The sequence below is a fragment of the Pseudomonas sp. Ost2 genome (assembly GCF_018326065.1).
Lineage (GTDB): Bacteria > Pseudomonadota > Gammaproteobacteria > Pseudomonadales > Pseudomonadaceae > Aquipseudomonas > Aquipseudomonas gingeri.
This window is the reverse complement of record NZ_AP021904.1, coordinates 2608719-2634811: the sequence shown is the minus strand read 5'-3', so window position 1 is coordinate 2634811 and position 26093 is coordinate 2608719. Positions and strand designations below refer to the sequence as shown.

At 63.3% G+C, this 26093-nt stretch carries 24 protein-coding genes; 18 read left to right on the top strand and 6 right to left on the bottom strand.

Going from position 1 to position 26093, the window contains the following annotated elements; translation table 11 throughout:
• Both KI243_RS11500 and KI243_RS11495 read left to right on the top strand, forming a co-directional pair.
• Entirely contained in the window at positions 1 to 327 is a 327-nt protein-coding gene (locus KI243_RS11500; RefSeq protein ID WP_177109714.1) for an MSMEG_0570 family nitrogen starvation response protein, read from the top strand.
• Between the two features lie 32 nt (positions 328 to 359).
• The gene (locus tag KI243_RS11495; RefSeq protein WP_212810839.1) at positions 360 to 1589 is read left to right on the top strand and encodes an MSMEG_0569 family flavin-dependent oxidoreductase; all 1230 of its coding nucleotides are present in this window, start codon (positions 360 to 362) and stop codon (positions 1587 to 1589) included.
• A 509-nt stretch (positions 1590 to 2098) separates the two neighbouring features.
• Here the strand turns inward: KI243_RS11495 and tkt are convergent.
• Positions 2099 to 4120 (bottom strand): transketolase, encoded by a 2022-nt coding sequence (tkt, locus tag KI243_RS11490; RefSeq protein ID WP_017128304.1) that lies wholly within the window; start codon positions 4118 to 4120, stop codon positions 2099 to 2101.
• Positions 4121 to 4201: 81 nt separating this feature from the next.
• On the bottom strand, positions 4202 to 4681 hold the full coding sequence (gene rpiB, locus KI243_RS11485; RefSeq protein ID WP_177088317.1) for a ribose 5-phosphate isomerase B: 480 nt from the start codon (positions 4679 to 4681) through the stop codon (positions 4202 to 4204).
• Between the two features lie 269 nt (positions 4682 to 4950).
• On the opposite strand from rpiB, the gene KI243_RS11480 reads away from it, so the two are divergent.
• From KI243_RS11480 to dhaL, 5 genes are all read left to right on the top strand, one after another.
• Positions 4951 to 6438, top strand: a complete 1488-nt coding sequence (locus KI243_RS11480) for a sugar ABC transporter ATP-binding protein (protein WP_042936358.1) — start codon at positions 4951 to 4953, stop codon at positions 6436 to 6438.
• Positions 6435 to 7430 carry an ABC transporter permease gene (locus KI243_RS11475; protein ID WP_017128301.1) on the top strand — a complete coding sequence of 332 codons (996 nt, stop codon included), beginning with the start codon at positions 6435 to 6437 and terminating at the stop codon, positions 7428 to 7430. The genes KI243_RS11480 and KI243_RS11475 overlap by 4 nt, the downstream gene beginning before the upstream one ends.
• 104 nt (positions 7431 to 7534) lie before the next feature.
• On the top strand, positions 7535 to 8293 hold the full coding sequence (locus KI243_RS11470; protein WP_017128300.1) for an SDR family oxidoreductase: 759 nt from the start codon (positions 7535 to 7537) through the stop codon (positions 8291 to 8293).
• Positions 8294 to 8328: 35 nt separating this feature from the next.
• Positions 8329 to 9330 (top strand): dihydroxyacetone kinase subunit DhaK, encoded by a 1002-nt coding sequence (locus KI243_RS11465; RefSeq protein WP_017128299.1) that lies wholly within the window; start codon positions 8329 to 8331, stop codon positions 9328 to 9330.
• A 3-nt stretch (positions 9331 to 9333) separates the two neighbouring features.
• A complete protein-coding gene (gene dhaL / locus KI243_RS11460; RefSeq protein ID WP_017128298.1) occupies positions 9334 to 9981 on the top strand; it encodes a dihydroxyacetone kinase subunit DhaL in 648 nt (215 codons plus the stop codon).
• Positions 9982 to 10043: 62 nt separating this feature from the next.
• Here dhaL and KI243_RS11455 read toward each other — a convergent pair whose 3' ends face one another.
• A complete protein-coding gene (locus tag KI243_RS11455; RefSeq protein ID WP_017128297.1) occupies positions 10044 to 11027 on the bottom strand; it encodes a sugar-binding transcriptional regulator in 984 nt (327 codons plus the stop codon).
• Positions 11028 to 11184: 157 nt separating this feature from the next.
• Positions 11185 to 12453, bottom strand: coding sequence for a beta-ketoacyl-ACP synthase II (gene fabF / locus KI243_RS11450; RefSeq protein ID WP_177106939.1), 1269 nt, complete (start codon positions 12451 to 12453; stop codon positions 11185 to 11187).
• A gap of 113 nt (positions 12454 to 12566) precedes the next feature.
• On the opposite strand from fabF, the gene KI243_RS11445 reads away from it, so the two are divergent.
• The 8 genes from KI243_RS11445 (at position 12567) to KI243_RS11410 (ending at position 21530) form a co-directional block, all read left to right on the top strand.
• The gene (locus KI243_RS11445) at positions 12567 to 13061 is read left to right on the top strand and encodes a helix-turn-helix domain-containing protein (RefSeq protein WP_177119479.1); all 495 of its coding nucleotides are present in this window, start codon (positions 12567 to 12569) and stop codon (positions 13059 to 13061) included.
• A 37-nt stretch (positions 13062 to 13098) separates the two neighbouring features.
• Complete coding sequence (locus KI243_RS11440; RefSeq protein WP_212810838.1) at positions 13099 to 14319, top strand: MFS transporter; 1221 nt, start codon at positions 13099 to 13101, stop codon at positions 14317 to 14319.
• Between the two features lie 110 nt (positions 14320 to 14429).
• Positions 14430 to 14945 carry a sigma-70 family RNA polymerase sigma factor gene (locus tag KI243_RS11435; protein WP_212810837.1) on the top strand — a complete coding sequence of 172 codons (516 nt, stop codon included), beginning with the start codon at positions 14430 to 14432 and terminating at the stop codon, positions 14943 to 14945.
• Positions 14946 to 15923, top strand: a complete 978-nt coding sequence (locus KI243_RS11430) for a FecR domain-containing protein (RefSeq protein ID WP_212810836.1) — start codon at positions 14946 to 14948, stop codon at positions 15921 to 15923.
• Between the two features lie 112 nt (positions 15924 to 16035).
• Positions 16036 to 18468: a TonB-dependent receptor gene (locus KI243_RS11425; protein WP_212810835.1), complete on the top strand. Its 2433-nt coding sequence runs from the start codon at positions 16036 to 16038 to the stop codon at positions 18466 to 18468.
• Between the two features lie 64 nt (positions 18469 to 18532).
• Positions 18533 to 19723: an ABC transporter substrate-binding protein gene (locus tag KI243_RS11420; RefSeq protein WP_212810834.1), complete on the top strand. Its 1191-nt coding sequence runs from the start codon at positions 18533 to 18535 to the stop codon at positions 19721 to 19723.
• Complete coding sequence (locus KI243_RS11415) at positions 19720 to 20781, top strand: iron ABC transporter permease (RefSeq protein WP_212810833.1); 1062 nt, start codon at positions 19720 to 19722, stop codon at positions 20779 to 20781. The genes KI243_RS11420 and KI243_RS11415 overlap by 4 nt, the downstream gene beginning before the upstream one ends.
• Positions 20775 to 21530: an ABC transporter ATP-binding protein gene (locus tag KI243_RS11410; RefSeq protein ID WP_212810832.1), complete on the top strand. Its 756-nt coding sequence runs from the start codon at positions 20775 to 20777 to the stop codon at positions 21528 to 21530. Before KI243_RS11415 ends, KI243_RS11410 begins: the two co-directional genes overlap by 7 nt.
• 54 nt (positions 21531 to 21584) lie before the next feature.
• Here the strand turns inward: KI243_RS11410 and KI243_RS11405 are convergent, their stop codons facing one another.
• Together KI243_RS11405 and KI243_RS11400 are read right to left on the bottom strand one after the other, a co-directional pair.
• Positions 21585 to 22001: a VOC family protein gene (locus KI243_RS11405; protein ID WP_212810831.1), complete on the bottom strand. Its 417-nt coding sequence runs from the start codon at positions 21999 to 22001 to the stop codon at positions 21585 to 21587.
• On the bottom strand, positions 21998 to 22549 hold the full coding sequence (locus KI243_RS11400; RefSeq protein WP_212810830.1) for an ester cyclase: 552 nt from the start codon (positions 22547 to 22549) through the stop codon (positions 21998 to 22000). Before KI243_RS11400 ends, KI243_RS11405 begins: the two co-directional genes overlap by 4 nt.
• Positions 22550 to 22850: 301 nt before the next feature.
• Here KI243_RS11400 and KI243_RS11395 point away from each other — a divergent pair, with 301 nt between their 5' ends.
• From KI243_RS11395 to KI243_RS11385, 3 genes are all read left to right on the top strand, one after another.
• Positions 22851 to 23711: a MurR/RpiR family transcriptional regulator gene (locus KI243_RS11395; RefSeq protein ID WP_017128292.1), complete on the top strand. Its 861-nt coding sequence runs from the start codon at positions 22851 to 22853 to the stop codon at positions 23709 to 23711.
• 35 nt (positions 23712 to 23746) lie between these two features.
• Positions 23747 to 24286, top strand: coding sequence for a D-alanyl-D-alanine dipeptidase (gene ddpX, locus KI243_RS11390; RefSeq protein WP_017128291.1), 540 nt, complete (start codon positions 23747 to 23749; stop codon positions 24284 to 24286).
• A 206-nt stretch (positions 24287 to 24492) separates the two neighbouring features.
• Positions 24493 to 26073 carry an ABC transporter substrate-binding protein gene (locus tag KI243_RS11385; RefSeq protein WP_177088331.1) on the top strand — a complete coding sequence of 527 codons (1581 nt, stop codon included), beginning with the start codon at positions 24493 to 24495 and terminating at the stop codon, positions 26071 to 26073.
• The last annotated feature ends 20 nt before the right edge of the window (positions 26074 to 26093 follow it).

The window sequence follows — 26093 nt, the reverse complement described above, 5'->3', positions numbered from 1 at the left end:
ATGCCCGCCGTCAATATTCGCCTGCGCTGGCCCGATGGCCAGGAAAGCAACGCCTACTCACCCTCGACCACCATCTACGCGCACTTCGAAGCCGGTCGCTCCTATGCCATGGCCGAATTTCTGCGCCGGGCCGAAACCGGTCTGAACGCTGCCTCGGAACGGGTCAGGCAGGTCAAGGGCTTCTATTGCAGTTCTGCCATGGACAGTCTCGGCGGGCTGCGCCTGATGGCCCGGCGCTTCCCCGACCCGGATGCCCGGGTGCAGGTACTGGACATCAGCAACCAGGGCGCCGGCAAGGTTCACTACGCGGGCTTCGGCGATATCTGAGCACCCTGCTCATCCCCCAGGAGGATTGCAACATGACCCACTACAAAGCCATCGTCGTCGGCGGCGGCCAGGCCGGACTGTCCGCCAGTTACTACCTGCAACAACAGGACATCGACCATCTGGTACTGGAAAAGCACAGCCTGACCCACACCTGGCGCAACCAGCGCTGGGACGCCTTCTGCCTGGTGACACCCAATTGGCAGTGCGCGCTGCCGGGCCATCCGTACGAGGGTGACGATCCCCATGGTTTCATGAAGAAAGAGCAGATCATCGACTACCTCGACGGTTTCATCGCCAAGGTCAACGCTCCGGTCAGGGAAGGCGTGGCCGTGCAGCGCATGAGCGCACGCGCCGAGGGCGGCTACCTGCTCAATACCTCGGCCGGCGATTTCAGCGCCGATCAGGTGATTGTCGCCAGTGGCGGTTATCACACGCCGATCATCCCGCGGCTGGCCGAACGCCTGCCCGCCGCAATCAGTCAGATTCACTCCGAGCAGTACCGCAGCCCCCAGGCCCTGCCCGCCGGTGCGGTGCTGGTGGTCGGCTCCGGGCAGTCCGGGGCGCAGATCGCCGAGGACCTGCACCTGGCCGGGCGCAAGGTGTTCCTCGCGGTCGGCGACGCGCCGCGTTGCGCCCGCTTCTATCGCGGCAAAGATGTGGTCGACTGGCTGGCACAGATGGGCTACTACGATATCGGCGTCGACACCCACCCGCTGCGCGAAGGCGTGCGCGACAACACCAACCACTACGTCACCGGGCGTGACGGCGGGCGCGATATCGACTTGCGGCGTTTCGCCAGCGAAGGCATGGAACTGTTCGGGCGGCTGGACAGCCTGGACGGCAGCACCCTGAAATTCGCCGGCGACCTGGGGGCCAAGCTGGATGCCGCCGACGCAGTGTACAACCGCATCAACAGCAGCATTGACAAGTACATTGCAGACAATGCCATCGACGCGCCCGCGGGCACCGCGTACACCCCGCTCTGGGTCCCGCAGATCGAGAGGAACGAACTGGACCTGACAGGCAGTGGCATCACCAGCATCATCTGGTGCATCGGTTTCCAGCCGGATTTCAGTTGGGTCGATGTGCCGGTCTTCAATGGCCGCAGCTATCCCGGTCACCATCGTGGTGTCACTGCCCACCCCGGTTTGTATTTCCTCGGCCTGCCGTGGCTGCATACCTGGGGCTCCGGCCGGTTCTCGGGAATCGCCCGGGATGCGCAATACCTGGTGGAACACCTGGCGGCGGCGCAACGGGGCTGATTGCGTCCTTCCATGACTGTGCCGCCCGACCGGACGCCTTCGCGGGCAAGCCCGCTCCCACAGTATCCGTGCCTGGCCAGGAATCCGTGGCACGACATCGAACCCGTGGGAGCGGGCTTGCCCACTCCTACAATATCCGTGTCCGGCCAGGAATCCATGGCACGACATCGAACCCGTGGGAGCGGGCTTGCCCACTCCTACAATATCCGTGTCCGGCCAGGAATCCGTGGCATGACATCAAATCCGTGGGAGCGGGCTTGCCCACTCCTACAATATCCGTGTCCGGCCAGGAATCCGTGGCACGACATCAAATCCGTGGGAGCAGGCTTGCCCCCTCCTACAATATCCGTGTCCGACCAGGAATCCGTGGCACGACATCGAACCCGTGGGAGCAGGCTTGCTCACTCCTACAATATCCGTGTCCGACCAGGAATCCATGGCACGACATCAGAACCGTGGGAGCGGGCTTGCCCGCGAAGAGGCCGGAGCAAGCGCAGCCACTCTCGAACTCAGTCTTCCAGCAGTTCCTCAGCCTGACCCAGGATGTTCTCCAGGGTGAAGCCGAACTCTTCGAACAACGCGGACGCAGGCGCCGACTCACCGTAGGTGGTCATGCCGATCACGCGGCCTTCCAGGCCCACGTACTTGTACCAGTAGTCCGCATGCGCGGCCTCGATGGCGATACGCGCGCCCACCTGCAGCGGCAACACCGCCTGCTTGTAGCTCGCGTCCTGGGCATCAAAGAGGCTGGTGCATGGCATCGACACCACGCGAACCTGGCGCCCCTGCTCGCTCAGCTTGTCGTACGCCTGCACCGCCAGGCCGACTTCCGAACCGGTGGCGATCAGGATCAGTTCCGGCTCGCCCGCGCAATCCTTCAGCACGTAACCGCCACGGCTGATGTTGTCGATCTGCGCCGCATCACGCGCTTGGTGCTGCAGGTTCTGCCGCGAGAAGATCAGCGCCGAAGGACCGTCCTTGCGCTCGATCGCGTGCTTCCAGGCCACGGCGGATTCCACCGCGTCGGCCGGACGCCAGGTGTCGAGGTTCGGCGTGCAACGCAGGCTCGCCAGTTGCTCGATCGGCTGGTGGGTCGGACCGTCTTCGCCCAGGCCGATGGAGTCGTGAGTGTAGACATGGATCACCCGCTTCTTCATCAGCGCCGACATGCGCACCGCGTTGCGGGCGTATTCCATGAACATCAGGAAGGTCGCGCCGTAAGGCAGCAGGCCACCATGCAGGGTGACGCCGTTCATGATCGCGGTCATGCCGAACTCACGCACGCCGTAGTACATGTAGTTGCCGCTGGCATCTTCGGCACTGACGCCCTTGCAACCTTTCCACAGGGTCAGGTTGGAACCGGCCAGGTCGGCCGAACCGCCGAGGAACTCCGGCAGCAGCGGGCCGAAGGCGTTCAGGGTGTTCTGGCTGGCCTTGCGGCTGGCGATGGTTTCGCCCTTGGCCGCGACTTCGGCGATGTAGGCCGAGGCTTTTTCCGAGAAGTCGGCCGGCAGCTCACCGCTCAGGCGACGCACCAGTTCGTTGGCTTCGCTCGGGAAGGCCGCGGAGTAGGCCGCGAAACGCTGGTCCCACTCGGCTTCGACCGCGCGGCCGGCTTCCCGGGCATCCCACTCGGCATAGATGTCGGCGGGAATTTCGAACGGGCCGTGGTTCCACTTCAGCGCCGCACGGGTCAGGGCGATCTCCGCGTCACCCAGCGGGGCGCCGTGGCAGTCTTCCTTGCCTTGCTTGTTCGGCGAGCCGAAGCCGATGGTGGTCTTGCAGCAGATCAGGGTTGGCTGCTCGCTCTTGCGCGCCGTCTCGATGGCGGTCTTGATCTCTTCCGGATCGTGACCGTCGACGTTGCGGATCACCTGCCAGTTGTAGGACTCGAAACGCTTCGGCGTATCGTCGGTGAACCAGCCTTCGACTTCGCCGTCGATGGAGATGCCGTTGTCATCGTAGAAGGCGATCAGCTTGCCCAGGCCCAGGGTGCCGGCCAGGGAGGCGACTTCATGGGAAATGCCTTCCATCATGCAGCCATCACCGAGGAACACGTAGGTGTGGTGGTCGACGATGTTGTGGCCGGGACGGTTGAACTGCGCGCCCAGCACCTTTTCCGCCAATGCGAAGCCGACGGCGTTGGCCAAGCCCTGGCCGAGCGGACCGGTGGTGGTTTCCACGCCCGGGGTGTAGCCGTATTCCGGGTGACCCGGGGTGCGGCTGTGCAGCTGGCGGAAGTTCTTCAGGTCGTCGATGGACAGGTCGTAGCCGGTCAGGTGCAGCAACGAGTAGATCAGCATCGAGCCATGGCCGTTGGACAGGACGAAGCGGTCACGGTCGGCGAAGGACGGGTTGCTCGGGTTGTGCTTCAGATAATCGCGCCAAAGCACCTCGGCGATATCCGCCATGCCCATCGGGGCACCCGGATGGCCGCTGTTGGCTTTTTGCACGGCATCCATGCTGAGGGCACGAATGGCGTTGGCCAGGGTACGCTGGCTCGGTTTCGGAATCGGTTGCAGGTTGGACATTTCTTGGGCTCTTGTTGATTTTTATTTCAGTCCCTGGCGCTTATCCCGACCAGACTTCATGCAGGCGCGGCAGCCCTGGCCCTAGAGGCCGGTCAGTGCCCTGTTCGCCGCCTCGACGGCGCTGATCCGCTCGACTTTCGGACCGGAGCGCTCGGCTTCGAAGTCGGACTCGAGAAAGATTTTCACAATGCTCTTGGCCAACTCGGGACCGATCACCCGTGCACCAATGGACAGGATCTGCGCATCGTTGCTCTTGCGCGCACGCTCGGCCGAATAGGTGTCGTGGGCCTGGGCCGCACGCACACCCTTGATCTTGTTCGCGGAAATGGCCATGCCGATACCGGTGCCGCAAATCAGGATACCCAGGCGATGCTCCCCGCCACCCACGGCCGTCGCGACCGCGGCGGCGATATCCGGGTAAAGCACGGGGCTGGAGGAGTAACAGCCGAAATCCTGGAGCCCGTAGCCCAGGCTTTCGATATGGAGCTTGAGCAGCTCCTTGAGCTCGTAGCCGGCCTCGTCGCTGCCGACGGCTACCGAAAACAATGTGGTTGCATCCATAAATTTTCCTCTGCTGCCCGACAGAAGCACAGACAGCGACCAAATGATCACTCAATGAAATTTTGCACAAGCATTAGCCCGCTAGAAACAGAGGAGTGTCAAGCTGTTTTTTGAATGATCCGTTGCCATAACAGCCATCACCCGTTGAAAAGCACCAAATAACAGAAAGCCTCGTTGACACATGCCAGGGATTTGCTTTAAACATATGATCACTCGCCGATCATTTGATCGACTTGATCTAACAAGAAAATCAGCAAGAGGACACCCCGATGGCTACGCCATTACTGCTCCAGGCTGAACATGTCGCCAAAGCCTATGCAGGGATCCCGGCCCTGCGCGACGGGCGCCTCTCTCTCCGTGCAGGTAGCGTGCACGCCTTGTGCGGCGGCAACGGTGCGGGCAAATCGACCTTTCTCAGCATTCTCATGGGTATCACCCAGCGTGACGCCGGCAGCATCCTGCTCAATGGCCAGCCGGTGCATTTCCAGCGCCCCGGCGAGGCGCTGGCCGCCGGCGTGGCGATGATCACCCAGGAGCTGGAACCGATCCCCTACATGACCGTCGCCGAGAACATCTGGCTGGGCCGCGAACCCCGCCGCGCCGGCTGTATCGTCGACAGCAGGGAGCTGAACCGGCGTACCCGCGAATTGCTGCACAGCCTGGAGTTCGAGGTGGACGCCACCAGCCCCATGCATCGCCTGAGCGTGGCACAGATCCAGTTGGTGGAAATCGCCAAGGCCTTCAGCCACGACTGCCAGGTGATGATCATGGACGAGCCGACCTCGGCCATCGGCGAACGCGAGACTGAAACATTGTTCAAGGCCATCCGCCGCCTGACCGCCCGCGGCGCCGGGATCATCTATGTATCGCATCGCCTGAGCGAGCTGGCGCAGATCGCCGACGACTACAGCATTTTCCGCGACGGCGCCTTCGTCGAAAGCGGACGCATGGCCGATATCGACCGCGCCCATCTGGTACGCGGCATCGTCGGCCAGGAACTGCAACGCATCGATCACAAGGTCGGCCGCGAATGCACCACGCAGAACTGCCTGGATGTCGAAGGCCTGAGCCGCGACGGCGAGTTCCAGGACATCAGCCTGCAACTGCGCCAGGGCGAGATTCTCGGCATCTATGGCCTGATGGGCTCGGGCCGCAGCGAGTTCCTCAACTGCCTCTACGGCCTCACCGAGCCCGACTCGGGGACAGCCACCCTGCAAGGCCGGCCCCTGCCGATCGGCGTGCCGGCGGCCACCATCCGCGCCGGCATGTCGCTGGTCACCGAGGATCGCAAGGACAGCGGCCTGGTCCTCAGCGGCAGCATCATGGCCAACATCGCCCTCTCGGCCTACAAGCAGCTATCGAGCTGGTCGGTGATCAGCGCGCGCAAGGAAAACGAACTGGCCCGCAGCATGGTCAAGCGCCTGCAGATCAAGATTTCCTCCCTCGACCTGCCGGTGGCGTCCATGAGCGGCGGCAACCAGCAGAAAGTGGTGCTCGCCAAATGCCTGTCGACCCAGCCGATCTGCCTGCTTTGCGACGAACCGACCCGGGGCATCGACGAAGGCGCCAAACAGGAGATCTACCACCTGCTCGACGAGTTTGTCCGCGCCGGTGGCGCGGCCATCGTGGTCTCGTCCGAAGCCCCGGAACTGCTCCATCTGAGTGATCGCATCGCGGTATTCAAAGGCGGCCGACTGGTCACCGTCAGCACCGATACCGCTCTTTCCCAGGAAGCCCTGTTGAGTCTCGCCTCATGAACAGTAAAATCCTTGCCGCCCCTGCCCCCCTCCCCGTAGCCGCGACCGGCCGCCCGCGCGCGCGCCTGCGCCAGGCCATGGACCGCTTCGGCCTGCCGCTGGTATTCATCCTGCTGTGCATCGCCATGGCCTTTGCCAGCGAATACTTCATGACCTGGCGCAACTGGATGGACATCCTGCGCCAGACCTCCATCAACGGCATTCTCGCCGTGGGCATGACCTACGTGATCCTGACCAAGGGCATCGACCTGTCGGTCGGCTCGATTCTCGCCTTCGCCGGCCTGTGCAGCGCCCTGGTGGCGACCCAGGGCCACGGCCTGCTGGCGTCGGTCAGCGCCGGCATGTTCGCCGGCGCCATGCTTGGCGTGGTCAACGGCTTCATGGTCGCCAACCTGTCGATCCCGCCCTTTGTCGCGACGCTGGGCATGCTCAGCGTCGCCCGCGGCATGACCTTCATCCTCAATGACGGCAGCCCGGTCACCGACCTGCCCGACAGCTACCTGGCCCTGGGCATCGGCAAGATCGGTCCGATCGGCGTGCCGATCATCATCTTCGCGGTGGTCGCGCTGATCTTCTGGATGGTCCTGCGCTACACCACCTACGGCCGCTATATCTACGCGGTGGGCGGCAACGAAAAAAGCGCGCGCACCTCGGGGATCGGCGTGCGCAAGGTGATGTTCTCGGTCTATGTGGTCTCGGGGCTGCTGGCCGGTCTGGCCGGCGTCGTGCTCTCGGCACGAACCACCTCCGCCCTGCCCCAGGCGGGTACGTCCTATGAACTGGACGCCATCGCCGCCGTGGTGATCGGCGGCACCAGCCTCTCCGGCGGCACCGGGAGCATTGTCGGCACACTGTTCGGCGCCCTGCTGATCGGCGTGATCAACAACGGCCTGAACCTGCTCGGGGTATCCTCTTATTACCAACAGGTCGCCAAGGGGCTGATCATCGTGTTCGCCGTACTGATCGATGTCTGGCGCAAGAAAAAACGCTGAGCCAGGCGTTGCTCTTCGCCCCCGTCAAACGAACGACAACCTATAAGCAAGCGTCTGCCCAATCGAAAACCCGGGCCGGATCCGACCCGTATGGAGTGTATGCAATGTCCAATTTCTGGAACCAGGCGTTCGACCTCAACGGCCGCTGCGCCGTGATCACCGGTGGCGCCGCCGGTATCGGTCTGGCCTGTGCCAGCCTGCTGGTGGAGCGTGGCGCCAGGGTCGCCCTGCTGGATCGCGATCCGGCGGTGGTCGAGGTGGCAGCCGGCCTCGGCGCCGGGCATATCGGCCTGGCCGTCGACCTGCGTCAGCTCGACCAGGTGCAGACCGCCGTCGACCAGGCCGCCGCGCACCTCGGCCGACTGGATTTCCTGGTCAACAGCGCGGGCGTCGCCCTGCTGGACAAGGCCCTGGACGTCGACGAAAGCGCCTGGGACACCACCCTGGACATCAACCTCAAGGCCAGTTTCTTCGTCGCCCAGGCCTGCGCCCGGCACATGATCGGACAAGGCACCGGCCGCATCGTCAACCTCGCGTCCCAGGCTGCCGTGATTGGCCTGGACCGGCATGTGGCCTACTGTGCCAGCAAGGCGGCGGTAGTCGGCATGACCAAGGTGCTGGCCATGGAGTGGGCGTCCCATGGCATCAACGTCAACGCGGTCTCCCCGACCATCGTCGAGACGGCCCTGGGCAAGAAGGCCTGGGCCGGCGAGCTCGGCGAACGGGCCAAATCGCAGATCCCGGTCGGACGCTTCGCCCAGCCGGAAGAAATCGCCGGACTGGTGCTTTATCTGCTCAGCGACGCAGCGAAGATGATCACCGGCGAGAACGTCGTGATCGACGGCGGCTACAGCATTCAGTAATCGGCTCAGACCTTACAAGAACAAGGAAACACGCCATGAATCGAGTCATCAACGATCCGGACCAGGTAGTCGAGGACATGCTCAAGGGCATCCTCGTGGCCCATCCGGAGCTGGCCCAGTACGAAGCCAACCCACGGGTCATCGGCAAGCGCACTCCTTCGCCAGAGGGTCGGGTGGGGATCGTCACCGGTGGCGGCTCCGGCCATGAACCGGCCTTCCTGGGTTATGTCGGTCCAGGACTGGTCGATGCCGTGGCCGTCGGCGAAATATTCTCCTCGCCCACCGCCAAGAGCTTCTTCGACGCCTTCCGCGCCGCCGACCAGGGCGCCGGGGTCGCCTGCCTGTACGGCAACTACGCCGGCGACAACATGAACGTCAAGCTGGCGATGAAAATGGCCGCCAGCAAGGACATGACCATTCGTACCGTGGTCGCCAACGATGACGTGGCCTCCGCCCCGCCGGCCGATATCGCCAAGCGCCGTGGGGTCGCCGGGGAAATCTTCATGTGGAAAGTCGGTGGCGCCGCCGCCGCCCGGGGCTACGACCTCGACGGCGTGATCCGTGTCGCGCAGAAGGCCGTCGACCACTGCCGCTCCATTGGCGTGGGCCTGACTCCGTGCGTCATCCCGGCGGTGGGCAAACCGAACTTCCAGATCGCCAATGGCATGATGGAACTGGGGATCGGCCATCACGGCGAACCGGGGATCGAGGTCATACCCGTCGAGTCCGCCGCGGCCATGGCCGAGCGCATGCTCGCACCTATTCTCGCCGACCGCGACTTCAGCCGGGACGACGGCGTGGTGGTCCTGGTCTCCGGCCTGGGCGCCACGCCGGTGATGGAGTTGTATATTTTCTACGCCGAAGTCGAACGCCTGCTCAAGGCCAAGGGCCTGCGGGTTCATCGCTGCTATGTCGGCAATTACTTCACGTCCCTGGAAATGATGGGCGTCACCCTGACCCTGCTCGGACTCGATGCCGAACTGACCACCCTGATCGATCAACCGTGCCGCTCCATCGGCCTGTCGCAGTCGGAGTAAACCATGAGCCAGCATTTCTCCAGCAGCACCGGCAGCGCCATCGTTACCAACCTGGTCTCGGTGATCGTCGCCAACCGCGAATACCTCAGCGAAGTGGACGGTGCCATCGGCGACGGCGACCACGGCATCAACATGGCCAAGGGCTTCTCCCGCTGCGGCAAGAGCCTTGAAGGTCGCCAGCTGTCCCTAGCCGACGCGCTCGACGAGCTGACCCTGGCCCTGATGGAGGGTATCGGCGGCTCGATGGGACCGCTCTACGGCAGCCTGTTCATCGGCATGGCCGACGAAGTACGGGGCCGCGCCGAGATCGATGGGGCCAGTTTCGCCCGGCTGCTGCGCGGCGGCCTCACGTCGTTGCAGGACATCACCGATGCCGGTGTCGGCGACAAGTGCCTGATGGACACGCTGATCCCCTCCGTGGAAGCCTTCGAACAGGCCCATGCCAGCGGCGCTTCGTTCCAGGATGCCCTGGGCCAGATGAAAAGCGCGGCGTCCCGAGGCCGCGACTCCACCCGCGACCTGGTGGCGAAAATCGGTCGGGCCAGTCGCCTGGGCGAACGCTCCCTGGGCGTGCTGGATGCCGGTGCGGTGTCCTGCTGCCTGATCCTCACCAACCTCGCCGAATCGGTCGAGGCGCAACTGCTCGACTGAGCATCCAGCCCCCCTGACCGGGCGTTCGTCGAGAAGCGCCGGTCAGGGCACTCTTGAGCCCTTCACGCGAGTTTGCGAGTCGCATCGTCCAGCGCGAGGATGGTGTAGGCGTTGGACACGGTTGTCGCCAGGGTATTGATCACCCCGGAACGCAACGCGCCGAGCGTCGCCGCCGCCTTGGTATTCTCGCTGGCAATCGCCACGACATCGGGAATCCGCGCCAGCTCCTGGACCGACAACCCGATCACCCGCCCCTGCATGGTGTTGACCGCCGGCTGGCCGTGGATATCGATGAAGTCGTACCCCATCATGTCGCCCACCGTACCGGACAGTCGCGCCTGGGCGATCTCCTGGGGAGAGAACCAGCCCATGCGCACCATGTTGCTGTTCTCGCTCATGTCGCCGATGCCGATCAGCGCGATATCGGCACGACGCGCCCGATCCAGGGTCGAGCGCACCGTGTCGTTGTTGATCAGGGCGCTGCGCAACTCGTGGTTTGCCACCAGCGCCGGGGCGTAGAGGGTTTCGCTTTCCGCGCCGAAGCGCAGGGCAAGCCGACGACAGATGTGGTCGGGATTCATGTATTCGCCGGCCTTGAGCGAACCGCCAATGGCACAGACGAACGTGCAATTGCGCGTCACCGGCAGGAACACGTTTTCAGCCACGGCGCCGACATTGCGGCCCATGCCGACGGCGACGATCATGCCGTCGTCCAGGGTCTTGTTCAGGTAGTGGGCCACCAGGCTGGCGACCGCGGAACGCTGGGCATCCGGGTCACCGTGATCGACGGCGATCAGTGCCCGATCCAGCTTGAAACGCTCGACCAGCGTCTGCTCCAGCTCGCTGTTCATCGCCGGGTGCTGCAGTACCCGCACTTCGACGATCCCTTCGTCGCGCGCGCGCTTGAGCAGCCGGCTGACTTTTGCCCGGGACAACTCGAAACGCTTGGCAATAGCCTCCTGCGTGATGTTCTCAAGGTAATAAAGCATGGCAACGTCCGTCATCAGATCGATGTCACTGGGGCCGCGCTGTGCACTGTCACTCATGAGAGCTTCCATTTCCGCATCAAAAACACATTGTCCCCATTCGATGCGGGTCAAGTCCAGTGGCGAGAGGGGGAAAAACGGCCGTGACCCGCCACCCGGCCCCGCGGGACAGGCCACGGCTGGCCGGCCTGTCCCGCGGGATCGTTGCCTGAGCCCTCTACACCCAGCGTTTGAACAGCACGCTGGCATTGACCCCGCCGAAACCGAAGCCATTGGACAACGCGTACTCCATGGTCAATGGCCGCGCCCCGCCGCGAATCAGGTCAAGGCCTGCGGCGGCCTCGTCGGGGTTGTCCAGGTTGAGCGTGGCCGGCGCGATCTGGTCGCGCAAGGCCAGGACCGTGAAGATCGCCTCGATCCCGCCGGCGGCGCCCAACAGGTGGCCGGTGGCGGATTTGGTCGAGCTGATGGCCGGGCCGTCCAGCGTACCGAACAGCGCCTTGATCGCCGCCATCTCGCCCTTGTCGCCCACCGGGGTCGAGGTGGCGTGGGCATTCAGGTGGCGAACCCGAGCCGGCTCGACACCGGCCTGGCGCAAGGCCTGCTGCATCGAACGACGAGCACCGTCGCCGTCTTCGGGGCCGGCGGTCATGTGGTAGGCATCGGAGCTGGTGCCATACCCCACCAGTTCGGCCAGGGGCTTGGCGCCACGGGCCAGGGCATGTTCGAGTTCCTCGATCACCAGCAGGCCGGCGCCCTCGCCCATGACAAAACCATCGCGGGCCTGATCGAAAGGCCGCGAGGCACGCTCCGGTGTGTCGTTGAAATCACTGGACAGCGCCCTTGCCGCGGCGAAGCCGGCCAGGCTGACGCGGTGGATGCAGGCCTCGGCGCCACCGCAGATCGCGACATCGACTTCTCCCGCACGGATCATCCGCGCGGCGTCGCCGATTGCCTGGACGCCGGCCGCGCAAGCGGTCACCGGTGTACCCAGCGGCCCCTTGAAACCGTAGCGGATCGAGACATGCCCGGCGGCCATATTGCCGAGAAACGACGGGATGGTGAACGGCGACAGGCGCCGCGGGCCCTTGCTGTCGGTGGTGCGCACCGCCTCGGCAATGGCCGGAAAGCCGCCAACGCCAGTGGCGATGATGGTCGCCGTGCGTTCCCGCGCCTCGTCGGTATCTGGCGCCCAGCCGGCCTGGGCCAGGGCTTCATCGGCGGCCGCCAGGGCAAACAGGATGAAGCGGTCCATCTTGCGCTGCTCCTTGGCCGCCAGCAGTTGGTCGGGATCGAAGCCGGCCTGCGGGTCCTGGAGGCGGTCCGGCACCTGGCCACCGATGCTGATCGACAGGTCGCCGATCAGCTCCGGCGGCAGCGGCCGGATCCCGGACTGTCCGGCCAGCAGGCGCTGCCAGGTCGGTTCGACGCCGCAGCCCAGTGGGGTCAATGCGCCCATGCCCGTGACAACGATGCGTTTGTTCATGACAATCCAACTCCTTCAGGTGATTGAGCGAGGTATTGGCTTATGGACGCTACTATCATCATGAAAGTAACATACTCACCGGACAAAAATCCGCTCGCCCGACAGGAGCCACCATGCAACGCAAGACCCTGATCCATGCCGAATGCCCCATCGCCCGCAGCCTTGAACGGGTTGGCGAGTGGTGGAGCATCCTGATCATGCGCGACGCCTTGCAGGGCCTGAAACGCTTCGACGAATTCTCCCGCAGCCTGGAGATTGCCCCGAACATGCTGACCCGGCGCCTGAATGCGCTGGTGGAAGACGGCCTGCTCGAGCGCGAGGCCTACAGCCAGCGCCCGCTGCGCTACCAGTATGTGCCGACCGCCAAGGGCAGGGATTTTCGCGTGGTGATCCTGGCCCTGGTGGAATGGGGCAATCGCCATTACGCACCGGAGGGCGAAAGCGTGCAGATCGTCGAACGCGACAGCGGCCGGCCATTGCACCTGATGATGGCGGATAGCGCCGACGGCCGTCCGGTGCCGCTGGAGCGCAGCACCGTGCAGGCCGGACCGGCGGCCAGTGAAGGAATGCGCCGGCGGCTGTTTTCCGTCGACGACAAAAGCAAGTAGTCTGCTGACCCGCGATTTTGGCGAACGAGACTGACTCATGCCCCACGCAGCGTCCCTCCAGGGTTCATCCACACGGATCCTGGTCTATCTTCTGTTCGCCATCCAGTTGATCTCCATGGGCGCGATGGAAATGAGCGGGCCATTCTGGCCCGTCCACCTGCGTGGGCTGACTGCATCCGAAGCACTGTTCAACTTCGCCAGCATCGCCGTCTATGTCGGACCGATGCTCGGCATCATGTTGACCAGCGTCTTCTGGGGCCGTATCGGCGACCGGCATGGCCACAAGCTGATGATGATCCGCGCCTTGGTCGGGTTATCCCTGACTCAACTCGGGCTTGCGCTGTCCAATGACATCTGGGCAATCGTGGTCCTGCGTTTTCTGCAGGGCGCCTTCGCCGGCTACATTGCCCCGGCCCAGGCCTACGGGGTCAGTATCGAGACGCCGGCGCGAAGGGCACGACTCTTCGCTCTGCTGCAGATATCCACGAATGTCGGCTCGTTGCTCGGCGCCGTGGTCGGTGGGTTGATTCTCGACCACGCCACCTTCTTCTGGATCAACATCGTGGCATCGGCACTCTGTGCGGTCTGCACCGTCGTGGCGGCCGTAACCCTGCCCAATGTGCCGCCAGCCATATCCATTTCCACGGCAGGATCGCCCACAACCACTCATCGGCCCCGGGACCTCTGGCAATCCACGCCGCTGCTTTCGCTGTTGGCGGTCATGGCGATTCTGCTACTGGCGCGAATGCTGCCACAGACCTCGTTTTCGCTGTATGTCGGTTCGGTATTCGCGGTCAGCCATTCGGTCGTCGGCCTGTGCTATGGCTTACTGGCCATGGGCTTCATCCTGTCGGCGACACGCTGGGCGCGCTACTTCGAACACCGTACCCTGCAACAAACCCTGCACCGCATCACCTATGTGGTCATCGGTTGCAGCGGCGTGACCGCCATGGCCGGTGCCACGCGAGACCCGGTGGTGTTTGCCGGCGCCTACTTCATCTGGGGCGTGTTGCTGGGAGCGACGACACCGGTGCTCATGGCGCTGATCTCGAAAACCGTCGACAGCTCCCGCCAGGGTCATGTCCTGGGGATTGCGCAAAGTACCGCGCAATTTGCCTCCATCGCCGGGATCTGCGCCGGAGGCTTGTTGAGCCAGGCCTACGGTTTGCAGCCTACCTACCTGTTCGTCTGTCTGGCCTACGGGTTGGCCCTGGTACCGATTGTCGCCCTGCGTAATCGAAACCGACCTGCCGATTGAAACGCGACCAGACAGGCAGCAAGGAGCAACCCGACAACTCGTCCTTGCATCGCGGGCAGGCTGTAAATTAGCATTGGGAATACTTCTCAATCGCAAAAAATAATCAAACCATGAGCGATACCCTGCCCACGCCCCACGATAATCACCTGCGCACGATCGAGGCCTTGTACAGCGGGCATCACGGCTGGTTGTACGCCATGCTGCGCAAAAAACTGGGCAACGCCATGGATGCCGCCGATCTGGCCCAGGACACCTTCACCAGGATCCTCGCCTCCAGAGTGGCGGTCATCGAGCAGCCCAGGGCGTACCTTCGTTGTGTGGCCAAGGGCATTCTCGTCAACTGGTATCAACGCAAGGCGCTTGAACGCGCCTACCTGGATGCCCTGGCCCTGCTGCCGGCTCCCGAAGTACCGCCGCCCGAGCTGCGCTTGATGGTGCTGGAAACCCTGCATGAAATAGACGCCATGCTCGATGCCCTGCCGCCCCTGGTGAAACGCTGCTTCCTGCTGTCACAGATCGGCGGCCTGAAGTACGAGGATATCGCCGGGCAACTGGGAGTCTCGCTGATCACGGTCAAGCGCTACATGAAGCAAGCGTTTGTGCGATGCCTGATGCTGGTGGACTGAATGTCGACTCAACGCAGTGACGCACCACTTGATCCCGTGGCCCTGGAAGAAGCCGCCGAATGGCTGATGCGCCTGGGCGAAAGCGACCTCAGCAGCACGCAACACGCCGAACTGGAGCGCTGGCGCAGCAGCAGCCCAGAGCGTCACCGTGCCTGGGCGCGGGCGCAGGTCCTGCAAGGCAAGCTCGGCACCCTGCCACGCTCGTTGGCGATGTCGGCACTGGATCGCCCAAGCAATCCCGCCCGACGCGCCACGCTGGTCAAGCTGGCGACGATCCTGGCGGTGTTGCCCACTGGCTGGGGCAGCTGGAAACTGCTGGAGTCGCAGCAATGGACGGCCGACTATCGGACCGCCGTGGGTCAGCGACGCGAGCTGATCCTGGCCGATGGTTCGCACATCACCCTGAACACCGACACCGCCATTGACGTCCTGTTTGACGCCAACCAGCGCCTGGTCAGGCTGCGTGAAGGCGAAATCCTGGTGCAGACCGCACCGGACGTGCAGCCCCAGGCTCGACCGTTTCTGGTCAGCACGCGCCAGGGGCGGATGCAGGCACTGGGGACGCGCTTTACCGTTCGGGAATTGGACCCCCGCACCCAGCTCGCGGTGCTGGAAGGTGCCGTCAGGGTCGAACTGCCCCATGACAACGGCGTGGCGGCGCTCATCGTCCAGGCCGGGCAACGTACCGATTTTTCATCGCGGGCCTTTGGCCAACTGATCCCGGCGGACAGCTCCGCCAGCGCCTGGACCCAAGGCATGTTGATGGCCGACAACCTGCGCCTGGCCGACTTCGTGGCGGAATTGGCGCGCTATCGAAAAGGCTTCGTACGCTGTGATCCGGGGATTGCCGACCTGCGTATTTCCGGCGCCTTCCCCATCAGTGATACCCAACGGACCCTGGGCATGCTGGTGCAAACCTACCCGATTACCGCCACCCGGCATTTGAGCGGTTACTGGGTGACGCTCTCCCCCGCCTGAACCGCGCAACACGGCACCCTGAAAAAAATTGCGCCGCGGGTGATACTTTTTTCGATCTCGGCTGGCCTGGGAAAGAAGCACTTCTCAACCACGTCGAAAGGGTCACCACTCCATGCTCGTCGCACGCTCTCCCCATTCGGATCGCTCATTGAAACTGGCGGTGCGCAGCGCGCTGCTCAGCCTTGCCCTGAGCAGCGTCGCAACCCCCAGCGCCCTGGCCGCCACACCTGCGCAGCTGGATGGCGCGGCGATTCGCACCTTCAATATCGTGCCCGGACCGCTGGGAGCGACCTTGTCACGATTCGCCGTGGAGACCGGCATCGCCCTGTCGTTTCAGCCGGCCCTCACCGAGGGCCTGACCAGTCCCGGGCTGTCAGGCTCCTACTCGACCCAGGAGGCCGCCGCCCGGCTGTTGTCCGGCAGCGGCCTGGAGATGGTTGCACGCAGTGATGGCAGCTACACCCTGGCGCCGCGCCCAACCGATAGCGCAGGCGGCCTGACGCTTTCGCAAACCACCATCAGCGCCACCGAGGCGAGACCAGACGCATTGCCGGCGGTGTACAGCGGCGGCCAGGTCGCCCGTGGCGGTCGACTCGGGCTGATGGGCAACAAGGACCTGATGGATGCGCCCTTCAGTGTGAGCAACTACACCTCGACCCTGATCAAGGATCAACAGGCTGTCACTGTCGCCGACGTGCTGGAACGCGATTCCTCGGTACGCTCCACCGGCCAGACCGGCGGTGTGGTCGACTCGTTTTTCATTCGTGGTTTTCCAGTGGGTGAAGGCAACCTGGGAGAACTGGCGTTCGACGGTGTCTACGGCGTAGCGCCCAACTACCGTGTGTTCACCGAGTACGCCGAGCGTATCGAGGTGATCAAGGGACCGGGCGCCCTGCTGTACGGCATGTCACCCAACAGCGGTGTCGGCGGTGTGATCAACGTAGTACCCAAGCGCTCCCTCGACGAGGACCTGACCCGTTTCACCGCCAGCTACGGCCTGAATACCCAGGTTGGCGGGCATGTCGATATCAGTCGGCGCTTTGGCGAGGGGCGCCAGTTCGGCGTACGCATCAACGGCAGTACCCAGCAGGGCGACACCGCTATCGACAATCAGTCCAGGGACGTGGACATCGGGGCCATCTCCCTGGATTACCAGGGTGAACGCCTGCGCACGACCCTGGACCTGATCAGCCAGAAAGAACAGTTCGATGCGCCTTCGCGCCCGTTCCTGATCGACCCCTCAGTGAAGGTGCCCTCCGCCGCCAACGGTCGTATCAACGTCAGCCAGGACTGGGGCTGGGCGGAAACCCGAGACAAGGCTGCGTTGCTCGGCGCCGAATATGACCTGAACGATGCCCTCACGGTGTTCGCCCATGCCGGCGGCGGCAAGTCGAACGTGGCCCGCATGTCCGACCAGACGCCGACCATTCTCAACGATGCCGGAGATACGTCTTCGACCCCCGGCTACTACAAATTCGAGGTCGAACGCTACACCGTGGATGCCGGCGCCCGGCTGCGCTTCGACACCGGCCCGGTCAGCCACAGTGCCACGCTGCAGGTGACCCGTTACCAGGACGAGTTGTCGCGTGGGATCATCTCCGGCCCCAGGGTGCTGTCTAACCTCTATCATCCGATCGACCGGCCGAAGCCCTTCATCGCCGAGCCCGATGCACTGAAAGTGTCCGAGACAGAGCTGTCCGGCGCCGCCCTGGCCGATACGCTGTCGATGATGGAGGAGCGCTTGCAGGTCACCCTCGGTCTGCGCAAGCAAAACATCAAGTCCGATAACTACAACGCAGCCGGTGCCGTCACCACGTCTTATGACGAGAGCAAAACCACGCCGTTGTTCGGCGTGGTGGTCAAGCCCTGGGAGCATGTCTCGTTCTACTACAACTACATCGAGGGCTTGAGCAAAGGCGACGTCGCACCGGCCACGGCGTCGAACTCGGGTGAGATTTTCGCGCCCTATGTTTCTCGTCAGCAGGAAGTCGGGGTCAAGATCGACTACGGCACCTTCACCTCGACCCTCAGCCTGTTCCAGATCAAGAAACCCAGCGGCGAACTGGCCTCCGGGGTGTTTTCGGTACAAGGCGAACAACGCAACCGGGGCGTGGAGTTGAACGTATTCGGCGAGATCGCCGAGGGCACGCGCCTGCTCGGAGGGGTCACCCTCCTCGATGCCGAACTGACCAAGACCGGTACCGCCGCCAATCGCGGCAACACACCGGTGGGTGTCCCCGAGGTACAGGCCAATCTCTGGGCCGAATGGGATACGCCATGGATCGAGGGCCTGACCCTGACCAGCGGTGCGATCTACACCGGTAGCCAGTACGTGAACCAGGCCAACACCCAAGAACTCGATCCCTGGACCCGCTTCGATATCGGCGCGCGGTACAGCACCCGGATCGCCGAGCACCCGACCACTTTCCGGGCCACGGTGCAGAACGTCTTCGATCGTGAATACTGGTCCGGCGTCGCCTCCTATGGAGCTTTCTCCCAGGGATCGCCACGCACCCTGCAATTGTCGGCCAGCGTCGATTTCTGAAACCTGCGGCCTTGGACAGCGGCCTGAACCGCTGCCCGGGGCCGCCCCTGCAAAGGCTTCAACAATGACCACTGCTCAACGACATCGCCACGCTCTCGCCGCCCTGCTGCTAGCCGGCCTGCTGGGCGTGGGGCTGTGTTCCCCCATTGCGTCACCCCGCGCCGTGGCGGCCGGGCAGGATCCGGCCAGCATCACGGTGACGGACCTGATGGGACGCCAGGTCAAGGTCCATGTCCCTGTCAGGCGGGTCATTCTGGGCGAGGGCCGCCAACTGTACCTGGTGGCGGCACTGGACACCGAAAACCCCATCAGGCGTATCGTCAGTTGGCGCAAGGACCTGATCCAGTCGGACCCGGACACCTACAAGGCCTACCTGCGCAAGTTTCCCGACATTGCCAGAATCCCGACCTTCGGCGGTTTCGAGAGCGGCACGTTCGATATTGAACAGGCGATCGTCCAGCAACCGGACGTGATCATTCTCAATATCGAAGCCCGACATGCCACCGAGGATGCACGCTACATCGAAAAGCTCGACGCGCTGGGCATTCCGGTAGTGTATGTCGATTTTCGCAATAACCCGATGGAAAACACCGAGCCGACCATGCGCCTGTTCGGCAAGCTGTTTGGCCTGGAACGTCGCGCCGAGGCGTTCATCGACTTTCGTAACCGGCAGATCCGTCGCGTCACGGATGTGATCGAGGCGCGCCGACCAGCGCGGCCGAAGGTATTTATCGAGCGCATTGGCGGCTATACCGAGGACTGCTGCCTGAGTTTCGGTAATGAAAATTTCGGCCGTTTCGTCGAAATGGCGGGGGGCGACAACATTGCCAAGGCCCTTATCCCCGGCACATTCGGGCAACTGAACCCCGAACAGGTGATTGTCGCCAATCCGGACCAGGTGGTCGTCACCAGCGCCAACTGGGAGGCCTTTGCCCCTGGCGGGCGCTGGGTCGGCGTCGGCCCCGGCGCCGATCTTGCGCAGGCCAGGGACAAACTGGCCTGGTACACCCGACGCCCGGCCTATGTCGGGATCAAGGCGCAGGAGGGGCAGGCTTTCCATGCCATCTGGCACCAGTTCTACAACAGCCCCTATCAGTTCGTGGCCATCCAGCAGCTTGCCAAATGGTTCCACCCGACGCTGTTTGCCGATCTCGATCCCGAGGCTTCGTTTCGTGAACTCCATGAACGGTTCCTGCCGGTGCCTTACGAGCCGGGCTACTTTGTCAGCCTGAAACCGACGCAGGTCACGCCATGAGCGCCCTGGATAAAACACAGGTCCTGCAGCGTGATACCTACCGGCAAAAGGTGTTACACAAACGGCTGATTCTCGCCGGGCTGGCGGCGTTGCTGGTGTTCAGCGTACTGCTCGACCTGGCTTGCGGACCTGCGAGCTATAGCCTGCGCGAAGTCGCGGCGGCGTTGTTTTCACCCGAAACCGCGTCGGCGCAGGTGCGGGTGGTGATCTGGGAAATCCGCCTGCCGGTAGCCCTGATGGCCGTAGCGGTCGGGGCGGCATTATCGCTGGCCGGCGCGCAGATGCAGACCATCCTCAACAATCCGCTGGCCAGTCCCTTTACCCTGGGGATTTCCGCGGCCGCCAGTTTTGGCGCGGCCATGGGTCTGGCATTCGGCGTCGCCCTGTTCCCCTTTGCAGCGCAATACATGGTGCCATTCAACGCCTTCATCATGGCGATGCTTTGCGCCCTGTTGATCCACCTCCTGAGCCTGCGTCGCGGCGTAAGCGCCGAGACCATCGTGCTGCTGGGCATCGCGCTGGTGTTCACGTTCAATGCACTGCTGGCGCTGGTGCAGTTCTTCGCCACCGAGCAGGCCGTCGCCGCCGTGGTGTTCTGGACCATGGGCAGCCTGACCAAGGCCACATGGCCAAAGCTGGGCGTGGTCTGCCTGGTGATCCTGATCACTCTCCCGGTCTTCGCCAAACGTGCGTGGGCCATGACAGCGCTGCGCCTGGGGGATGACAAGGCCGCCAGTTTCGGCGTCGACGTCAAGCGCCTGCGCTTGCAGACACTGATCATGGTCAGCCTGCTGGCGTCGTTTCCGGTGGCTTTTGTCGGCACCATCGGCTTTATCGGACTGGTGGGACCGCATATTGCCCGGATGCTGATCGGCGAGGATCAACGGTTCTTTTTGCCGGCCTCTCTGCTCACTGGCGCACTGATCCTGTCCGCCAGTTCAGTGGTCAGCAAGACCCTGATTCCGGGAGCGATATTTCCCATAGGCGTGGTCACGTCCCTGATCGGCGTGCCGTTCTTCATCTCTCTGATCCTCAACGGGAAGAAAAACTCATGGTGAAGATGCAACTGGACAACCTGGGTGCCCGTTACGGCCAGCGCGAGATCATTTCGGGGGTCACCACCTCGACGTTTCTGGGCGGCCAGGTAGTCGCCGTGGTCGGCCCCAATGCGGCCGGCAAATCCACACTGTTCAAGCGCATGGCCGGGCTGATCGATGGGCCGGGACAGATCAACCTGCGGGACTCTGCCAAAGGCCCGGCGGGGATCTGCTACATGCCGCAGGGCCTGAACGCCAGCGCCCGCCTGACAGTCTATGAATCGGTGCTGCTGGCGCGTAAACAACTCGCGCCTGGCTGGAGCGTCCATGATGATGAACTGGCGCTGGTGGACCAGACGCTCAGTTCGCTGGGCATCAGCGATTTGTCCTTTCGCAACCTCGGCGAACTCAGTGGTGGTCAGCAGCAGTTGGTGTCGATCGCCCAGACCCTGGTGCGCGAACCGGAGATCCTGCTGATGGACGAGCCGACCAGTGCACTGGACATGCATCGGCAAGTACAGGTGCTGAACTTCATGCGCTCGTTGGCCAGGCAGCGGGAAATCATCGTCTTTATCGCGATCCACGACCTGAACCAGGCCCTGCGTTTTGCCGATCAGGTCCTGGTCATCGCCAATGGCGGTGCCCAGGGTAGCGGCCCTTGCGAGGAAGTGATCACCGTGCAGATGCTGCGGGAGGTCTACAAGGTCGAGGCCAGGATCGAGCAATGCAGCCAGGCCAGTCGCTACATCCTGATTGACGATATTGTCTGAGGCAACAAGGTCCCGGCGCTTGCGCGAAGCTCCGTCTACCGGGACCACCACCCATCAGGGTATTTGCGACTGGCAGGCAAAGATCAGCTCGATCCCGATGCCGTTCGGGTCTTCGACGAACAGTTGGTGTTCCGCCAGGTCGGGGACCACCCGCTCGTCAAAGGGCAGGCCGAGGTCGCGCAGGCGTTGGCGCATCCCCGGCAGGTCGCTGCAGCGAAAGGCGATGTGATCGAGCGCGCCTGTTCCCCCTCCACCGACACGGGCGCCCAGATAGGCCTCCAGCTCGGAGTTGCCGCGGTCCAGGTCGGCGATATGCAACAGTGCCCGTTCTCCCGCGTAGAGCCATTGGCCCGGGAACGGAAACGCCGGGCGCCAGCCCACCTCAAGGCCAATGGCATCGCGAAAGAACGCCACCGTCTCGTCGACCCGCGAGGTACGCAGGGTGAAGTGATCGAGATGCTGGATCGTCATAGTGCCCCCAGTTGCTTCATCAAGGTCAGGTTGTCTTCAAGGTGCCAGTCGGCGGCAATCTTGCCGTTTTCGATCTGGTAGATATCGAAGGCGATGAAGTCCACCACCTGGCCGCTGCCCTTGCGCTCGCCAAAGGTCCCGGTGAAATGCCCGCGAAAGCGCAGCTGCGCGCTGACCCGATCACCGGCGACGATCATTTGCACGACTTCGCACGTCAGGTCGGGGACCGCGGCCCGAAAGGTCCGGGAAGCCTGCAACGGCCCCTCAGGCCCCTGCTGGCGCCCGGCAGGCAGGGTGTGATCGACGAAGTTGTCCGCCAGTGCCGCACGGGCCAGGGCTTCGTCACCCGTGTGCCAGAACGTGTCATAACGCAGGGCCGCGGTCTGCGCAAGTTTCAGTTGGGCGGCTGGCAGGCTCTTGTCGGCTGCCAGCACGCCCGGCCTCACGAGTTCGGGGGTAGCGGCGCTGACCAGGCCCGAAAGTGCCAGGGCGATGAACGTACCCGTGATACGGGTGGTGAGACGGCGGGACAGGGTTGAACGTGGCATGGTCCAGGGCTCCATTGAGGGGACTGATCGGGGAAATCGGACATGGGCGCCGCCAGTTGGCAGCCCGTCGCCCGATCGCTGGACACCACGTTAATCATTCGGTCCTGCTTTGATAATCGAGCCTTGATCGAAAATCCATTTCGGTATTTCCGAATAATCAGCCCGAATGGCGCGAGTCGTTTTTACGCGTTGCGACCTCGTCAAAAAAAGGCATTGTGCTATCTCGAAAGCCGATGTTATGTTTATAACAAGATAAGAACAAATGACACAAATATAACAACCCCCATGCTGGCGCGCCGATATGTCCACGGAAAAGAACAGCTTTCTTCAAGTGCTGGAACAGCAGTTCTCCAGCCTGACCCCCACCGGCAAGCGCATCGCCAGCTACCTGCTGGGCAACCCCGAGCAACTGCCGTTCGAGTCGGCCGACAGCATCGCGCAGCAGGCTTCCACCACGGGGATTTCCGTGGGGCGCTTCCTGCGCTCGCTGGGTTACCAGAACATCGATGAGGTCAAGAAGAGCCTGCGCGGCGAAGCACCGAGCTCATGGCTGATCACCGACCGGATTGCCGCCTTTCGTGCCGAGACCAACCAGGAAGATGCCCTCGACAGGTCCATGAGCCGCGAGCTCGAGGCCATCCAGCATGCCTATGGCCTGGCACGCAGCGAGGCTTTCGCCAGGATCGTGCAACGCATCCATGAAGCCGATGCCGTGTTCATTCTCGGGATTCAATCCACCCGCGGGATTCTCACGGCGTTCCACAGCCACCTCGAATACATTCGTCCCAAGGTCTACTACGTCGATGGCCTGTCGGGGATCTACGCCGAAACGCTGAACTCCGGCTTCGCCAATCCCTACGCCATCATTGCCGACTTCCGCGCCTACTCCAGCGTGACCCAGGCCTTCTGCAACGCAGCGATCGACAACGAGTTGGCCACGGCCCTGATCACCGACCTGCAATGCCCCTGGGCGCGAGACTACCCGCTGGATCTGCTGCAACTGAAAACCGATGTCGGGCAGTTCTGGGACTCCCCTGCTCCACTGGCCTGCCTGTTGAACCTGGTGGTTTCGGCGGTCGCGGAGAAATACGGCGAGCGCCTCGACGAGCGCCTGGCCAGGAACCGTCAACTGCAAAAAGCCTTCGGCCAGTTCGAAGGCTGACTCACCGCCTCGCCGAATCCCACTGGAGTGTTTGCGTGAACAACAGCCCCCTTGTAGAGATTGATGCCCAGCGCTATCAGGTGCAAATCGACCTGATCTACGCCAGTGCAGACAACCTGGCTGGAAAAGTGATCTACCCGACGGCCCGCTGCCTGCTGCATCGCCGCGCCGCCGAGTGCCTGGACAAGGCCAGCCGGCTGGCACGCCTGGCCGGATTGACCCTGCGCCTCTATGACGCCTACCGCCCGCCCTACGCTCAGTACCTGTTGTGGGAAGCCTTGCCGAACAACGACTACGTGCGCGACCCGCACCTGGGCTCCCATCACAGCCGTGGCGTGGCCGTGGACCTGACCCTGGTGGGCAGCGATGGCGAGCCGCTGGACATGGGCACCGCCTTCGACGCCATGGAAGAACGCTCCCATCAGTTCTACCCCGACCTGCCCGCCGATGTGCAACGCAATCGCCTGCTGCTGCTGGGGATCATGCTCGGCGCCGGGTTCCAGGCCATCGATACCGAATGGTGGCATTACGAATTACCGAACGCCGACGACTACCCATTGCTGGAGGAGGATTGAGCCACCGTCCCGAGAAACCCGATCCACGCGCAACGCCAGCACCGACGAAACCGCAGAGTTTCGCAAGCAACACAGCACAGCCCGCCCCGGTGTGGCTGAGAACAACAATAACCCGCATGACTTACGTTTCACCTGCAACTGCCCGGTTATAGCTTTTATAAAAAACCTGACGAACTTCCATACATCGAATGATCAAGGAAACCGGCATGAACCCAACGAACACCGTGACCCGCAACCCCTCTTCCGGCACTGGCAAACTGCTGCTGACCGTCCTGTGCAGCGCCTTGAGCCTGGGGGCCTGGCAGGCTGCCACGGCGGCCGTGCCCCAGGACACGCTGGTCATCGGCAAACCGGCCGATCCGCAGACGCTGGACCCGGCCGTGACCTTCGACAACAACGACTGGACCATCACCTACCCGTCGTACCAGCGCCTGGTCGGCTACAAGGTCGAAGGTGACAAGAGCAGCACCGAAGTCCAGGGCGACCTGGCCGAGAGCTGGACCGTATCCCCGGACAACCTGGTCTGGGAATTCAAGATCAGGCCCGGCAACAAGTTCGATGACGGCGCCCCGGTGGATGCGGCCGCGGTGAAGTTTTCCTTCGACCGCCTGATGACCCTCAAGCAGGGACCATCGGGGGCCTTTCCGGAAGACATGGTGGTGACCGTGGTCGACCCGCAGACCATCCGTTTCACCCTGAAGACACCGTTCGCGCCATTCCTCTTCACCCTGGCCCATAACGGTGCCTCGATCATCAACCCGGCGGTGATGAGCAAGGGCGCCGACGTCAATGCCTGGCTGTCCAGCCACACCGCCGGCTCCGGGCCCTTCCGCCTGAGCAACTGGCAGAAAGGCCAGTCGTTGACCCTGGAACCGAACAGCTATTTCGCCGGCCCCAAACCGGCGCTGAAAAGCGTGGTGATCAAGATCATCGCCGAGCCTTCCGTGCGTCGCCTGCAGCTCGAACACGGTGACCTGGACATCATCGAAGACATGCCCGAAGACCAGCTCGGCGCGCTCGGCAAAAAGTCCGGCGTGGTGGTCCGGGAGTTCCCGTCGCTGCGGGTGACCTACCTCTACCTGAACAACAAGAAGGGCCCGCTGGCCAACGTCGATGCCCGCCGGGCGATCACCGAGGCCGTGGACTACAACGGCATTGTCAAAGGTATCCTCAAGGACAAGGCCAAGCTGATGAACGGGCCGATCCCGGACGGCATGTGGGCCTATGACAGCTCGCTGCCACCGATGAAACAGGACCTCGCCGGCGCCAGGGACAGCCTCGCCAAGGTCCCGCAGAAGATCACCACCCTGAGCTACATGTACTCGGACAAGGACCCCAACTGGGAACCGATCGGCCTGACCCTGCAAGCGGCGCTGGCCCCCCTGGGCATCAACCTCAAGCTGGAAAAACTCGCCAACGCGACCTTGCGCGAGCGCGTCGGCCAGGCCGACTTCGACATCGCCTCGGGGGCCTGGAGCCCGGACTTTGCCGACCCCTACATGTTCATGAACTTCTGGTTCGATTCCAAGATGCAGGGCCTGCAGGGCAACCGTTCGTTCTACAGCAATCCCGAAGTCGACCAGCTGATCCGCGAAGCGGCCTCCACCAGCGACACCGCCAGGCGCGTCGAGCTGTACCAGACGGCACAGAAAAAAGTGCTCAAGGACAGCGTCTACGCCTACCTCTATCAGAAGAGCTATACCTTGCCGATGCGTGATTCGGTCAAGGGCTACGTGTTCAACCCGATGCTCGAACAGGTCTTCAACCTGGGCAGCATGAGCAAGTAAACCTGCTCGCGCGCGCCGGC